Source organism: Vallitalea guaymasensis (assembly GCF_018141425.1).
Taxonomy (GTDB): domain Bacteria; phylum Bacillota; class Clostridia; order Lachnospirales; family Vallitaleaceae; genus Vallitalea; species Vallitalea guaymasensis.
The window spans coordinates 1,106,778-1,122,142 of record NZ_CP058561.1; the positions used below are offsets into that span (position 1 = coordinate 1,106,778).

A 15,365-nucleotide genomic window follows, 5' to 3' on the forward strand; every position below is an offset into this window, starting at 1 on the left:
CTATCTCCTCCTTAATTTTATCTACTTATTTACCTCTCAATCTGATATAATTGTATTAATGTTATTGATTATATTGTAAAGATTTATCTATCCACTGTATATCATTTTATTTACTATTTTTTTCGTATATTTTACTTTTGGGAGGGATTTTGTGTTTATAGGCAATATGGATTTCAGTCAGATTTTCAACTCACTCAAAATAACCGATATGTCCAAGAAAGAGGAATATTTATACCAAGAATCAAAAAATGATTCTATCAACCATTCCCATTACCCTTATGAATTGGAAAAACGACTTTACCAAGCAATTATTACTGGTAATATAGACGAGTTAGAAAAAGTTGGATATGAGTATAGTAATTATCCTTCTTCAGTATTATGTGAAAACAACTCAATAAGGTCTTTGAAGAACAATATGATATGCAGTTGTGCACTTATAACTAGAATGGCTATTGAAACTGGCTTAGAAGAAAATTATGCGTATTTCCTTAGTGACCTGTATATTAATAAAGTAGAATCTCTACGTGATGAAGAATCTTTACTTAATCTTAATGCTATAATGATACTTGATTTCATGACTCAGATAAAGAATAGTCTATCTTCCAATAAGAATAATTACTCTCCCTTAACCAAAGAAGTGATTAAATATATTAATGATAATCTTTGTACCAACTTTACTTTGACTGATGTTGCAGATCATGTTAATGCTAACAGCAGTTATTTATCCAGAACCTTTAAAAAGGAAATTGGAATTAGTTTTACCAAATATATTCATATTAACAGAATAAAAAAAGCTAAACATCTGCTTCTGTTCACTAACCTATCATTAGTGGAGATATCTACCCGATTAGGTTACACGACTCAGAGCCATTTCAGTAAGATATTCAAACAAATTAGCGGAATGACTCCTAATACCTTCAAACAAAATCACATAAAACCTGATTGAATCATATAGAAAAGTGGCTGTCGGATAATATATTTTACGTTGTATCTCGGGACAGCCACTTCTATATTAAATTAAAATAATTCATCAACCACACAAACCATACCCACAGGGGTTACTATATTAGCTATGAGCTTATTAATTATGTTTATAATCTTATCTTTACTGTCAGTTACCTTAGAAACAATATCCGATTCTAAATAATTAAAATTATCTCTCTTAAGTATTTCAACACCATATGCAACTTTCGTTTCATCTTTTTCGTAGTATGTAGATTCAACTAAATAATACTCTAGGTTAATAATTAGATTATTCTCAGTTATAACTTGTCTTGTTCCTTCCAGGTATTTTTTCATAATAACATCCCCGCTTTCTGTAATAAAATCTAATAGACATGTCCAAACTATCCCCTAGCTTTCTAGAAATATCATTAATATTTCCACAATATGTAGTACCTATTTTTTTCTATCACAATACATATTGTAGTTTCATGCCTTATCATCATTATATATTACTTAAAGTAGGTATTCTATATAAACATATCGCAAATCAATGTAGAAAATCACTCTTTTCGACGTATCATTTCATTACCTCTTAGCATCTCTGTATAATACCGTCATATATATGATATTACTGCGATATTTTTATTATCATATTTAATGTAATATGTTTTATTCTATAAAACCCCTCTTCCTATTCATTATTTCAACAATTTTTACCTTATTATTATAATAATCTATATCCTTTCTATTGCATATAGTAGGATATTTTGAACTTTTTACAGCAATACTGCTTGCCATAACCAGTTTAGCCATCTTTTCCTGCTCATATTTTCTCTCTATAGAAACAGCAAACGCTCCAACCATTGAATCACTTGCACCAATACCGTCAGATATTTCTGGAGTTTCACTAAGTATAACTTTGCAGATCTTATTTTTTGAGAGTACATATAGACCCTCATTAGAATCATATAACATATAATGAATCTTATTTGATATAAGTATATCGTACAACTCTTTTATTACATAGTACTTGTCATAGGTTAAAGTATCTACGTTAACCAGATCGGAAATGTTTTTATCACTTATCTTCAATGCATATGGTTTAAGATTTAACGACTTACGTAGATTTTGCCCTTCTAATGCAGTAATGACCTTAATATCATGTTTCTTGGCTACTGAACTTATGTCTTCAATCAGGTTAAAATCTGTACCTCTTGGCATATCTCCACCTAAAACCATTATTTTAGCATCTTTTATTCTATTTTGAAGCTTATGTTTAAGGTTTTTCTCATCTCTTTCATCTACTAACATATTGTCATCCAATAATGTAGTTTGTGTTCCGTTTACTGAATCAACAATTCTATAAATAGATTTACTTTCACCCATGTTAAATACAAAATCAGATTTTATTCTGTTTTTCTGCATTACATTATGAATGAACCTTCCGCCCATTCCGCCTAAAAATCCTAATACATATGGTTCTCCCTGAAGTAACTTTATTATATACGCTGTATATATCGGGCTCTCTCCAAGGCTTATACGATAATCCTGTACTTTGTTTTCACCATCCACTTCTAACCCATCAATAACAGCTAATTTGTTAATTGAAGGATTAAGTGCTATAGTAACAATCATTTTATTCCACCTCAACAATATGTTTAATCTTATAGATTATTTAATATTATAACAGACCTTCAGGTTATAGACAAATGTTAAATAATTAGATGTTATATATTTCTTAATTGTAATAGATATTAGAAAAACCATGAAGATTGCTGTAAACAGCTTTCTTCATGGTTAGCCTAGTATAATATATTTACATTAAGGAGTATATTATAACCGTAATTATGTGTATATGATAGAACTAAACTCTAAACAATAGTTCATCATATGTTGGGTATGGCCATGCTTCTTCTGAAACTATTTTTTCAAGTTCATCACATGGTTTTCTTAACTCTGCCATAGCTGGGAATACTTTTTCTCTATAAGCGAATGCCATACTTTCAATATTACTAATTCCCTTAGCTTCTTCAATTGCTTTATTGAGATCAGCAACTTTGACTCTAACATCGAATAACAGTTTTGAAATCTTATTAACAAGTTCTTCTTGTACAGATACATCCACTGAAGGACATACACCCTTAATCTTGCTGATAGATTCAGCAACATCAGTCATGTAATTAATACATGCAGGAATAATCTGCTTTTTAACCATTTGAGACATTGTAAGTCCCTCTATATTAATTATTTTTGCATATTCTTCAAATACGATTTCTTTACGAGAAACTATTTCTCCTTTTGTAAAGACACCATGTCTTTCAAATAATTCAACAGCTTCTGGTTTATCAAAATAAGTATAAGCTTCAACTGTTGATGATAGATTAGGAAGTCCTCTTCTTGCTGCTTCTTTAATCCAATCATCAGAATAACCATCACCATCAAATATGATTTTCTTATGATCTTTTATTAATCTTACCATAACTTTTTTAAGAGATTCATTGAAATCATCAGCTTTCTCTAATTCATCAGCAACTCTTCTAAGATATTCAGAAACAATTGTATTAAGAACAATGTTAGGTCCAGCTATTGATGCTGATGAAGGACACATTCTGAACTCGAATCTATTACCAGTGAATGCGAATGGTGATGTTCTATTTCTATCAGTAGAATCTTTTGGAAGTTTTGGAAGTGTAGAAACACCTACTTCAAGTAATTCTACTTGTTTTTCTATATTAAGGTCTCCAGCTTCAATTTGATTGATTATACTAGTTAATTTATCCCCTAAGAATACTGAAATTATAGCTGGTGGAGCTTCATTAGCTCCTAATCTATGATCATTACCAGGGTTAGCTGCTGATAATCTTAGTAATGGAGCATATTCGTCAACTGCTGCAATAATTATTGATAGGAAAAGCAAGAATCTTGCATTTTCTTCAGGTGTTTTTCCTGGGTTCAATAAGTTAATACCATCATCAGTAGCTAATGACCAGTTGTTATGCTTACCAGAACCATTAACTCCAGCAAATGGTTTTTCATGTAGTAGACATACTAGATCATGTCTCATTGCAACCTTTTGAATGATTTCCATCATTAATTGGTTATGGTCTGTTGCAATATTTGTTGTTGAGAATATTGGTGCTACTTCGAATTGAGCTGGAGCTACTTCATTATGCTTTGTCTTAGCAGATACCCCTAGCTTCCATAGTTCAACATCCAACTCTCTCATAAAATTGGCAATTCTTTCTTTTATACTTCCAAAATAATGGTCATCCAATTCTTGACCTTTTGGAGGCATTGCACCAAATAATGTTCTTCCAGTGAATATTAAATCTTTTCTAGCTTGATAATATTTTTTATCTACTAAGAAATACTCTTGTTCTGCTCCAACTGTAGTTATTACTTTCTTAGAACTTGTTTCTCCGAATAATTTTAATACACGCATTGCTTGTTTTGAAATAGATTCCATTGAACGAAGTAATGGTGTTTTTTTGTCAAGAGCTTCACCAGTATAAGAATAGAAAGCAGTTGGTATACATAATGTTACACCTGCTGAATCTTCTTTTAGGAAAGCTGGTGATGTTGGGTCCCAAGCTGTATATCCTCTAGCTTCAAATGTAGCTCTAAGTCCTCCATTAGGGAATGATGAAGCATCAGGCTCTCCTTGAATCAATTCTTTACCAGAGAACTCCATAGTTGCTCTTCCGTCAGGAGTCAATGATATAAAAGAGTCATGCTTTTCTGCTGTCTTTCCTGTCATAGGCTGGAACCAGTGTGTATAATGAGTTGCTCCTTTTTCGATAGCCCAATCTTTCATAGCGTTTGCAATTACTTCGGCTGTTGTCTTCTCTAGTGGCTCTCCCATCTCTATTGTTCTTTTAAGTGATTTATATGTTTCTTTTGGAAGTCTTTCTTTCATAACTGCATCACTAAATACATTTGTTCCGAATAAATCGTTGATACTCATACTATGTCCTCCTAAATCCTAATCAAATTTTTATTTTTATATTTTCATTGGTTTTCTCATACGTTCTTATGATTACATTTTTTTAATAATTATATCTTGTAAAAACCATTATTTATTAAGCAATTAGAGCCTTCAACTATACTTTTTATATAAAAATCTAATAAAAAAAGCGTTACTAAGGGAACTTCCCTAAGAACGCCATTGTTCTAAAAGTTTAGTTAAAGTCGGACTCCTTTGCCCAGTCATATCTATATATAATATATCATATCATAATTGATAATGCAAGTATTAATTGCCCAGAAATTATCTTTCATAATTTTCAAACTATTGTCATTTATATTTGTTAATAATCTCTATAGCTACTATTCTTTTGGAGATACCTTTGTTCATGCTGAGTTTCTGAATCTTCCTATGTGCCTCTTCTTCTGTTAGACCATTAGCCTCTATCAATAATTGTTTAGCTTGATTAATCAATTGCTTATCTTCCTGCTTCTTCTTCAGAGTACTGACTTCTTTTCGCAACTGAGTTATACTCCTAGATGTTTTAACCAATAAATCAATAGTATTAATTAATGAATCCTTATTGATAGGCTTGATAAGCAAGCTAAATATGGGTTCGTGTTTTAAGTTAGTAAAATAATGCAGTTCAGATGAACCAATTATGGTAATGATTGGACATACGTTGTCTGCTATCAGCACTTCACTCACGTCATGACCGTTTAATCCCTTCATGTTGAAATCCATAATACATAAATCCGGATAAACAGTATGGATTCTCCTTAGGATATCATATCCATCTGTTGTTTCACCTACTACATTATATCCATTTTCATTAAGGAAGTGCGATAATTGCTTCAATATTTTTTTGTTAGAGGATCCTACTATGATTCTAGCTCCCATACACAAAACATCCTTTTACTCAGCTATAAATATTTTCTTAATATCTTGAAATATATTTTTCAACTTCCCATGAATGGACTACTGATATATATTCATCCCATTCTAGACTTTTCGCTTTCATGTATCTCTCGTAAACATCACCTAATGCATCTTTTATTATTTCATCTTTTGATAAATCTATCAACGCTTCTTTCAGAGTACTTGGAATTGTTGATTCTACATCAAGTGTATCAAGTACTTTACTTAGTTCTTTCTGTTCCATCATTTTTGGTGGTTCTATCTTGTTCTTAATACCATCAAGTCCTGCTTTCAACATTGCTGCAACAGCCAAATAAGGATTGCAGGATGGGTCTGGACTTCTAAGTTCAATCAGAGAATTTTTGTTTCTACCTCTTGGAACTCTAATAAGTGGACTGGCATTTATAGTTGACCAGCCAATTCTCACAGGTGCTTCAAATCCTGATACTAATCTTTTATAAGAGTTTACCGTAGGATTAGTTACAGCAGTTAAAGCTTTTGCATGTTCAAGTAATCCACCAATAAAATAATATGCTTCTTTTGATAGATTCAGCTCATCTTTTTCATCATAGAAGATGTTTCTACCATCTTCATCATACATGAGCAGGTTGCAATGCATCCCTGAACCACTTATCCCAAATATAGGCTTAGGCATGAATGTGGCATGTAACCCATGTTTTCTTGCAATGACCTTAACTACCAGCTTAAAAGTTACTATATTATCTGCAGACCTTAACGCATCACTGTATTTGAAATCTATTTCATGTTGACCTGGAGCTACTTCATGGTGAGATGTCTGAATATCAAATCCCATTTCTTCAAGTGTAAGTACTATGTCCCGTCTTACATTTTCTCCCAAATCAATTGGTCCCAGATCAAAATATCCTGCATTATCGTGAGTTGTTGTTGTAGGATAACCATTTTCATCTATCTGAAATAGGAAAAATTCAAATTCTGGTCCTACATTGAAATCGTACCCCATATCTGCAGCTTCTTTTATTACTTTCTTGAGAACATATCTAGGATCGCCTTGAAAAGGAGTACCGTCAAGATTATATATATCACATATCATTCTACCTACTTTACCTTGATGAGGTCTCCAGGGAAATATCTCAAAAGTATCCAAATCTGGTTTTAGATACATATCAGATTCTTCCATTCTAACAAATCCTTCTATTGATGAACCATCAATCAATATTTGATTGTTTAATGCTTTTTCTAGTTGTTCATCTGTAATAGCTACATTTTTGAGAGTACCTAGAATGTCTACAAATTGAAGTCTTATGAATTTGATATCCTCTTCACGTGTGATTTTAATTATATCTTCTTTTGTATATCTGCTATCTCCTAACATAACATTGCCTCCTTTTCATATAGTATTAATATTATCAGCAATCTTTATTAGTTAAGAGTATATTATAAAAATATTATTCTGGCAATAGTTTTCCATTAATCTACTATATGTTAAAACATATTTAGAGAGCAAAAAAGCTGTCAAAATACCTTACTTGACTAAAGTATTTTGGCAGCCCTTATTCTTCATTTATTATTATATATTCATATTTTCTACGATAATTGATGTTCCCATACCTCCACCGATACATAGAGCAGCGACACCATATCTAACTTTTCTTTTCATCATTTCATGGAGTAACGTTACTAATATTCTTGCTCCTGAAGCCCCTATAGGATGTCCTATTGCAATAGCTCCACCATTTACATTGACTTTTTCTTCTTGTATACCTAATTGTTCCAACACTCCTAGAGATTGTACCGCAAAAGCTTCATTCAATTCAAATAGTCCAATATCATCTATAGTCAGATTCGCTTTTTCTAATGCTTTTTTTACAGCATTCACAGGTCCAAGTCCCATGATTTTGGGATCTAATCCTACTGAAGCATGACTTAATATTCTTGCAATAGGTTTCAAATCTTTTTTAGCAGCATATTCCTCATTAGCTATAACTATTGCTGCAGCACCATCGTTTATACCAGAAGCATTACCTGCTGTGACAGTACCATCTTTTTTAAATGCTGGTCTTAATTTTGCTAATTGCTCATGGGTTGCACCATATCTAATGAATTCATCTTCTTCAAATATAGTGGTTTTACCTTTTCTGCCAATTAATTCAACAGGAACAATTTCATCTTTGAAACGACCTGATTTTTGTGCTTCTTCTGCTTTATTTTGAGATTTTACTGCAAAATCATCTTGTTGTTCTCTTGTATAATTATACTTTTCAGCGATATTTTCAGCTGTAATACCCATATGATAATCGTTGAATGCATCCCATAGTCCATCTATTACCATCATGTCTATCATATTTGCATTACCCATCCTATATCCGAATCTAGCTTTATCAAGTACATATGGAGAAGCACTCATGTTCTCTGTTCCACCTGTAACCACAACATTATTATCCCCGGCAAGAACAGTCTGAGCACCTAAGCTGACAGTTCGTAATCCAGAACCGCAGACCTTATTTATTGTCATACCTGGTACTTCTTCGGGTATCCCTGCATTTACAGCCGCCTGCCTAGCAACATTTTGTCCCAAACCAGCTTGTAATACACAACCGAACAATACTTCATCAACATCTTCATTTGATATTTTTGCTCTGTTAATAGCTTCTTTTATAACCGTTTCACCTAATTTTACTGCACTAGTATATTGTAATGCTCCACCGTAATTTCCTACAGCTGTTCTTACGGCAGATAAGATAACAACAGAATCCATTTTATTCATCCTTCCATACTTTTATATCTTCACTAACTGTCAATTCTGCTTCTGTCAATTTTATTACTTCTTCAACTGTAGTGTCTTGACTGATTTCTTTTAAGACTAACCCATCTTCAGTTACTTCTATCACTGCTAATTCTGTAATTATAGTATCAACTTGCCCCACTGCTGTTAAGGGCAAAGTACATTTCTTAAGTATTTTGGGTTTACCTTTATTAGTATGGGTTGTGGCAATAATAACTTTCTTTGCTCCAGTTACCAAGTCCATTGCTCCACCCATTCCTGGAACTATTTTACCTGGTATTATCCAGTTAGCTAGATTGCCTTCTCCATCAACCTGAAGTGTACCTAGAACACATACATCTACATGTCCTCCACGTATCATAGTAAAGGAACTGGAACTATCAAAAGCTGCTCCATATGGTAATAACGTAGAATATTGTCCTCCAGCATCCACTATGTCAAAGGATTCTTCCCCTTCTTTTGGAATACCTCCCATACATAACATACCATTTTCAGATTGAAAGAACACTTCTACACCACTAGGAATATAGTTAGCCACTTTTGTAGGAAGACCTATACCTAGGTTGACGAAGTCACCATCATTCAATTCAAGGGCAACACGTTTTGCAATACGCTTTTTCACATCACTAATAGACATATTTCCTATTACCTCCTCTAATAATATAATCCACATATATACTTGGAGTACTTATGCTTTCTGGAGATAAGGTTCCACCATGAACCAATTTTTCTGTTTCAACAATCACAGTCTTACCTGCTGTTGCCATAACTTGATTAAAATTATTAGTTGTACCTCTATAAACTGTATTTCCATATACATCAGTTACGCTTCCTCTTATTAGAGATACATCTGCCTGTAAAATCTTTTCTAATATATATTTCTTACCATCTATTTCTAATACTTGTTTTCCTTCTTCAACTATTGTACCTATTCCAGTTGGTGTTAAAACTCCACCTAAGCCCGCTCCACCTGATCTGATTCGTTCAACCAAAGTTCCTTGAGGCACTAGTTCAACTTCCATTGTTCCGTCATTCATTTGATTTCCAGTTTCAGGATTAAGTCCTATATGTGAAGCAAATAATTTTTTAACTCTTTTTGCAACTATCAATTTCCCTACACCTTTATCAACAGTAGCAGTATCTGTTGATATAAGTATAATATCTTTTATTCCTAGCTCAAGAATATAATCTATAAGAGTTTCTGGTGCTCCACACCCCATGAATCCTCCAACCATCAAAGTCATACCATCAAAAAAGCAATCCTTGATAGTATCTAAATCAACTACTTTCTTCACATTTATACCTCCTACCAACCAAGTAAACGATATTTTTCAGTAACAACTTTTTTCATTTTTTCCATTGGTTTCTGGAATAATTGGATTCTATCAAAGATATGTGGATTTTCATTAGAAAAATCCCTCACAGTATTACCAAAAGCCATGCGTACAGCTGTACCTATATTCATTTTACCAACACCGTAATATCTTAACTTTTCTATTTGGTCATCAGGTATTCCTGTTGAACCATGAATTACCAATGGTACTGGACAAACTTTTGCAATCTTTTCTAGTCTTTCAAAATCAATTACAGCTTTTTGTTCTGTCATACGATGAACATTACCTACTGCCACTGCAATACAATTCACATTGACTTCATTTGACATAGCCAAAACTTCTTCAACCTCTGTTAATTTTTCGCTTACATTAAGTCCTGGTTCACTATAAGAAACACATCCTACCTCTACTTCTAGGGAAACATCACATGGACTACATATACTATAAATATCTTTGGAATTTTTTATGTTCTCTTCTATTGGATAAGCTGAGCCGTCATACATAACTGATGTATATCCTGCTTGAATGGCTTTTGCAATATCTACAACATTTTTACCATGATCCAGATGAATACATACATCAACACTAGCTTCCTCAGCCATTTTTCTATATAATGCACCATAATATTTAACTGGCATAAAATTTGCTGCATCCTTATTTGTCATTAATAATACAGGAGCTCCAATTGTTTGCGCTACTTCGATTATTACTTTTGCATCTTCGTAACCAAAAACATTGAACCCTGGTACGATACGATTATTTTTAACAGCAGTTTGCAGCATATTGTTCATATTCACTAACATATCAATGCTCCTTTACATAGTTTTTTATAAAGTCTGTAATCTCTTCTTCTGTCGGCATTGCATCAGAACAACTATTATTTGTTACAACGATCGCGGCTGCACCTGCACCATATTTCATAGCTTCAGTGATACTTTTACCTTTTATTAATGAACTGATAACTCCTCCTGCATAAGAATCACCAGCACCTTGAGTTTTTAGTGGTTTCACAGGGAATACTTCTCCTTGCTTTTCTTCACCATTTTTCAGATATGCTATAGAACCATCTTTTCCATGTTTCACTATGACTATTTTAGCATTATAGCTAAACCAATGATTAGCACTTACTTTATCTTCTTTATTATCTGGTAAATCTATTTTCTCAAGCATATCAAATTCTTCTCTAGTACCAATAATCACATCACATTTTTCAGCGGCAAGACTGTAATACAAGCCTGTTTCTTCTTCTGATTTCCATGTGTATGGACGGTAATCTATATCAAAAAAGACTTTTGTATTGTGCTTTCTAGCTAATTTCATAGCTAAGAACACGGCTTCTCTTGATGGTGATGCTGCCAAAGCTGTACCTGACACTACCAATACCTTGGAATTTTTAATATAATCTTCTGTGATATCTTCCATAGTAAGTTTCAGATCAACTGCATCAGCTCTGTACATTATTATATTACTCTCTTTTGGACTTACTATTTCAACATAGGCTAGCCCCATTTTATTATCACATCTATCTACAACTAATCCTTCTGTGTTAATGTTTTTTTCTTGAAGATATTTTATTGCGAATCTTCCAAATGCATCATCTGCGACTCTGCCTATAAATCCTGTTTTCATGCCATATCTTGATGTAGCAACTGCAATATTGGCTGGAGATCCTCCAACGCTTTTAGTAAAGGTTTTTGTTTCTTCTAATGGACAATTATATTCATTTGGGAAAAAATCAATACCAATTCTACCTATTGCAATAACATCAAGTTTTCTGTCTTGTTCAAAACTAATTCCATCCATTTTGAAACCTCCAAAGTGTTATCTTTTATTTTTATATGCATCAAGAATTACTGCTCCTACAATAATTAATCCTTTTACAACTTGCTGCCAGTAAGGAGAAACTCCGATAAGTGTCAGACCATTATTGAGTACACCGATTATCAAGGCACCAATAATAGTTCCAGATATGTAACCTACACCACCTGATAAGCTTGTTCCCCCGATTACTGCTGATGCAATGGCATCTAACTCATATGATAATCCAGCAGTCGGATTACCTGAACTAACTCTTGCAGTTAAAACGATACCACCAACAGCTGACATTACTCCTGCAAAAGTATAAATGAGAATCTTGATTTTCTTTACATTCAAACCACATACGATTGCTGCTTGTTCATTTCCACCAATAGCATATATTGACTTACCGAAAGTACTTTTTCTAAGAATGATATGAGTCAATAATCCAGCTAATAAGAAAATGATAACCGCAATTGGAACTGGTCCAATTTTTCCAGTACCTAGAACCAATAAACTTTCATCGATATTACTTATTGGACGACCATTTGTATATAATAAAGCGGCTCCACGTGCTATAGTCATCATTCCTAATGTTGCAATAAACGGTGGAATCCCGGTATATGACAATACAATACCGTTAATAGCTCCACACAATGCTCCTACTAATAATCCAATGATGATTGCTATGATAATATTATCTCCAGGAGCAGAGAAACTAGCTACTACTACCCCGACCAATGCGACTACTGAACCAGATGACAAATCAATTCCACCAGTGATGATGATTAAAGTGACACCATATGCAATTGTTCCGATTACAGCAACTTGCTTAAAAATATTAATGATATTTGAAGTATTTATGAATATGGGTTTGATCATTGTCATTACGATTATCATAATAAATAGAATAACAACCATTCCATATTTATTAAATAACTCTTTCCTACCTTCTTTTGTCTTTAAAAAGCCTATCTTCTCCATTATGCTTCCTCCTATAATTATTTAGTGGCATATTTCATAATTTCTTCTTGATTAGCTTCATTTCTTGCCAATTCTCCTGTGATCCTGCCTTCATGCATTACAATTATTCTGTCACTCATACCTAATACTTCAGGTAATTCCGACGATATCATGATTATGGCTTTACCTTCCTTAGCCAGTAGTGACATCAGTTTATGAATTTCAGATTTTGCACCAACATCAATTCCCCTTGTTGGTTCATCAATTATAAGGATATCCGGATTCATCAGAAGCCATCTTGCAATTAATACTTTTTGCTGATTACCTCCACTAAGATTATTAATTATTTGAGCTATACTTGGGGTTTTTATCTTCAAATTATCCTTTTGCATAAGACATGCTGAATTAACTTTCTTTTCATTAACGATACCAATTTTATTAGAATAAGTATTCAAGTCTGACATAATGGTGTTATCCGAAACTGAAAGAGGTAAAAATAAACCTGTTCTCTTTCTATCTTCTGTTAATAATCCTATACCTTGTTTTATAGCATCTTTTGGTGATTTTATGTTTACTTTATTTCCATTAACAAATATTTCTCCTGAAGTTGATTTGTTGATACCAAAAATAGTTTCCATGACTTCCGATCTTCCTGCACCCATTAGACCTGCAAAACCTAGAATTTCTCCAGCTCTTACTTGAAAACTAACATCTTGAAAATATTCCTCATGACATAGACCCTTGACTTCCAATAATACATCTCCAAATTTTTCAACTTCAATCTTTGGAAAAATCTGATTTACTTCTCTACCAACCATCATAGATATTAACTGACCACTTGTTAATTCAGATGATAATCCTGTTCCAATATACTGCCCATCTCTAAAAACAGTACATTCATCTGTTATTTGAAAGACTTCGTCCATTTTATGAGTAATATAGATTACTGCAACACCTTTTGCAGTCAACTTTTTAATCATATTGAATAGTTGTAGGACTTCTCTATCCGTAATAGCTGATGTAGGTTCATCCATAATGATCAAATCAGAATTATAAGAAATCGCTTTTGCAATCTCTACCAGCTGTATATAAGCTGTACTCAGGTTTCTCATCTTTTTTTGTGGATCAATTGTTATTCCCAGTTCATTAAGTAACTCTTTTGTTTTCTTATATAATTTTTTTTCGTTTACCATTCCCCATTTTGAAGGTTCTCTTCCCAAAAATAGATTTTCCGCCACTGTCATATCTGGTATAGGACTCAACTCTTGATGAATCATTGAAATTCCTGCATTCAAAGCATCAGCTGTGTTTTTAAGATTCAATTTTTCACCTTTGAATTCAATCTCTCCAGCATCTTGCTGCAATATACCGATAAGGATATTCATAAGTGTAGATTTTCCAGCACCATTTTCTCCCATTAATCCATGAACAGTTCCTTTTTTAACCTCTAAACTGACATTATCTAAAGCTTTAACACCAGGGAATGTTTTTGTAATATTTTTCATTTTCAATATAATATCAGAACTCATGTACATTCTCCTTCATTTAATACCAGAGCTTTCGCTCCGGTATAATATTTGTTAATCCCTTATTCCCACTTAGCAATATATTCATCTACGTTATCTTTATTAACTATTTCAAATGGTACCCAAACCACTTCTTCAACTTTTTCACCTTTAGCCATTTTTAGTGCTGCTTTCAATGATTCAGAACCTTGACCAAATGGACTTTGGAATACTGTAACATCTAGAGTTCCAGCTTTTACATATTCTAATGCATCAAGTGTAGCATCAATACCAGCAACGACAATATCAGTATTGCCAACAGCTTCAAGGGCACGAATTGCACCAATTGCCATCTCGTCATTATTAGCTACTATGGCATCAATTTCATCACCGGATTGTAACCAGTTCTCTGCAACTTCCATTCCTTTTGCTCTATCCCATTTTCCTGTGTCTTGACGAATAATGTTTATTCCTTCATATTTATCAGCAACTTCTACATTACCAGCAGTTCTTTGTACCGCCGCTTCATATCCTGGAGCTCCTTCAAGTATACAAACATTTCCTTTTTCGCCTAATAACTTAACAACGTGCTCCATTTGCATTAAACCGGCTTGAATAGATTCAGAGCCTACATAAACATCTGCTCCTTCAAAAGTACGATTAACTCCAATAAGAGGTATTCCTGCATCTTCACACATTTTTACATATGGTTTAGCTCCTTCTGTATCTACCATAACAACAATAATTGCATCAACTTTCTGAGCTATAAGATTTTCCATATTGGCAATCTGTATTGAGCTATCATCTTTAGCATCAGTAAAAACTACTTCTACATCATCTATTGAATCTGCTTCTTCTTTTATGGCATCATATAGATAAGTTTGCCATTTGTCTGCGAAACTTGAACCTGCAACACCAATCTTATATTTTTTTGCAGTATCATTAGTATTAACCTCATTATTACCTTCATCTTTCTTAGTATCATTTCCACTACACCCAACAACCCAAATCGACATCAAACTAATAATTAGTACTAGTGATAAAAGTTTTTTCATAAATAAATCCTCCTAATTTAGTTAATCATTATTTTTTGATTTTGTTATTAATTATATTTTTTACTTACTTCATCAAATTATTTGTTAATATGATAATTTTATGGATTATATTAAAAATAA

14 protein-coding genes are annotated in these 15,365 nt (G+C 33.0%); 1 reads left to right on the forward strand and 13 read right to left on the reverse strand.

The window, feature by feature from the left end; genetic code table 11:
* Positions 1–151: 151 nt before the first annotated feature.
* Positions 152–946 (forward strand): helix-turn-helix domain-containing protein, encoded by a 795-nt coding sequence (locus HYG85_RS05060; protein ID WP_212692568.1) that lies wholly within the window; start codon positions 152–154, stop codon positions 944–946.
* Between the two features lie 71 nt (positions 947–1,017).
* Here HYG85_RS05060 and HYG85_RS05065 read toward each other — a convergent pair whose 3' ends face one another.
* From HYG85_RS05065 to HYG85_RS05125, 13 genes are all read right to left on the reverse strand, one after another.
* Complete coding sequence (locus HYG85_RS05065; protein WP_212692569.1) at positions 1,018–1,299, reverse strand: DUF6514 family protein; 282 nt, start codon at positions 1,297–1,299, stop codon at positions 1,018–1,020.
* Between the two features lie 315 nt (positions 1,300–1,614).
* A complete protein-coding gene (locus tag HYG85_RS05070) occupies positions 1,615–2,580 on the reverse strand; it encodes a PfkB family carbohydrate kinase (RefSeq protein WP_113671930.1) in 966 nt (321 codons plus the stop codon).
* Between the two features lie 229 nt (positions 2,581–2,809).
* Positions 2,810–4,909: a glutamine synthetase III family protein gene (locus HYG85_RS05075; protein WP_212692570.1), complete on the reverse strand. Its 2,100-nt coding sequence runs from the start codon at positions 4,907–4,909 to the stop codon at positions 2,810–2,812.
* A 330-nt stretch (positions 4,910–5,239) separates the two neighbouring features.
* Positions 5,240–5,809 (reverse strand): ANTAR domain-containing response regulator, encoded by a 570-nt coding sequence (locus tag HYG85_RS05080; RefSeq protein ID WP_113671935.1) that lies wholly within the window; start codon positions 5,807–5,809, stop codon positions 5,240–5,242.
* A 37-nt stretch (positions 5,810–5,846) separates the two neighbouring features.
* Entirely contained in the window at positions 5,847–7,181 is a 1,335-nt protein-coding gene (gene glnA / locus HYG85_RS05085) for a type I glutamate--ammonia ligase (RefSeq protein ID WP_113671936.1), read from the reverse strand.
* Positions 7,182–7,376: 195 nt separating this feature from the next.
* Positions 7,377–8,564 (reverse strand): acetyl-CoA C-acetyltransferase, encoded by a 1,188-nt coding sequence (locus HYG85_RS05090; RefSeq protein ID WP_212692571.1) that lies wholly within the window; start codon positions 8,562–8,564, stop codon positions 7,377–7,379.
* 1 nt (position 8,565) lies between these two features.
* Complete coding sequence (locus HYG85_RS05095) at positions 8,566–9,228, reverse strand: 3-oxoacid CoA-transferase subunit B (protein WP_212692572.1); 663 nt, start codon at positions 9,226–9,228, stop codon at positions 8,566–8,568.
* Positions 9,218–9,886: a CoA transferase subunit A gene (locus HYG85_RS05100; RefSeq protein WP_276515021.1), complete on the reverse strand. Its 669-nt coding sequence runs from the start codon at positions 9,884–9,886 to the stop codon at positions 9,218–9,220. Before HYG85_RS05100 ends, HYG85_RS05095 begins: the two co-directional genes overlap by 11 nt.
* An 11-nt stretch (positions 9,887–9,897) precedes the next feature.
* Positions 9,898–10,728: a class II fructose-bisphosphate aldolase gene (locus HYG85_RS05105; protein ID WP_113671940.1), complete on the reverse strand. Its 831-nt coding sequence runs from the start codon at positions 10,726–10,728 to the stop codon at positions 9,898–9,900.
* Between the two features lies 1 nt (position 10,729).
* A complete protein-coding gene (gene iolC, locus HYG85_RS05110) occupies positions 10,730–11,728 on the reverse strand; it encodes a 5-dehydro-2-deoxygluconokinase (RefSeq protein WP_212692573.1) in 999 nt (332 codons plus the stop codon).
* Between the two features lie 18 nt (positions 11,729–11,746).
* Positions 11,747–12,706 carry an ABC transporter permease gene (locus HYG85_RS05115; RefSeq protein WP_113671942.1) on the reverse strand — a complete coding sequence of 320 codons (960 nt, stop codon included), beginning with the start codon at positions 12,704–12,706 and terminating at the stop codon, positions 11,747–11,749.
* A 17-nt stretch (positions 12,707–12,723) separates the two neighbouring features.
* The gene (locus HYG85_RS05120) at positions 12,724–14,214 is read right to left on the reverse strand and encodes a sugar ABC transporter ATP-binding protein (protein ID WP_212692574.1); all 1,491 of its coding nucleotides are present in this window, start codon (positions 14,212–14,214) and stop codon (positions 12,724–12,726) included.
* Positions 14,215–14,273: 59 nt separating this feature from the next.
* Positions 14,274–15,245, reverse strand: coding sequence for a sugar ABC transporter substrate-binding protein (locus HYG85_RS05125; protein WP_212692575.1), 972 nt, complete (start codon positions 15,243–15,245; stop codon positions 14,274–14,276).
* Positions 15,246–15,365 lie beyond the last annotated feature (120 nt).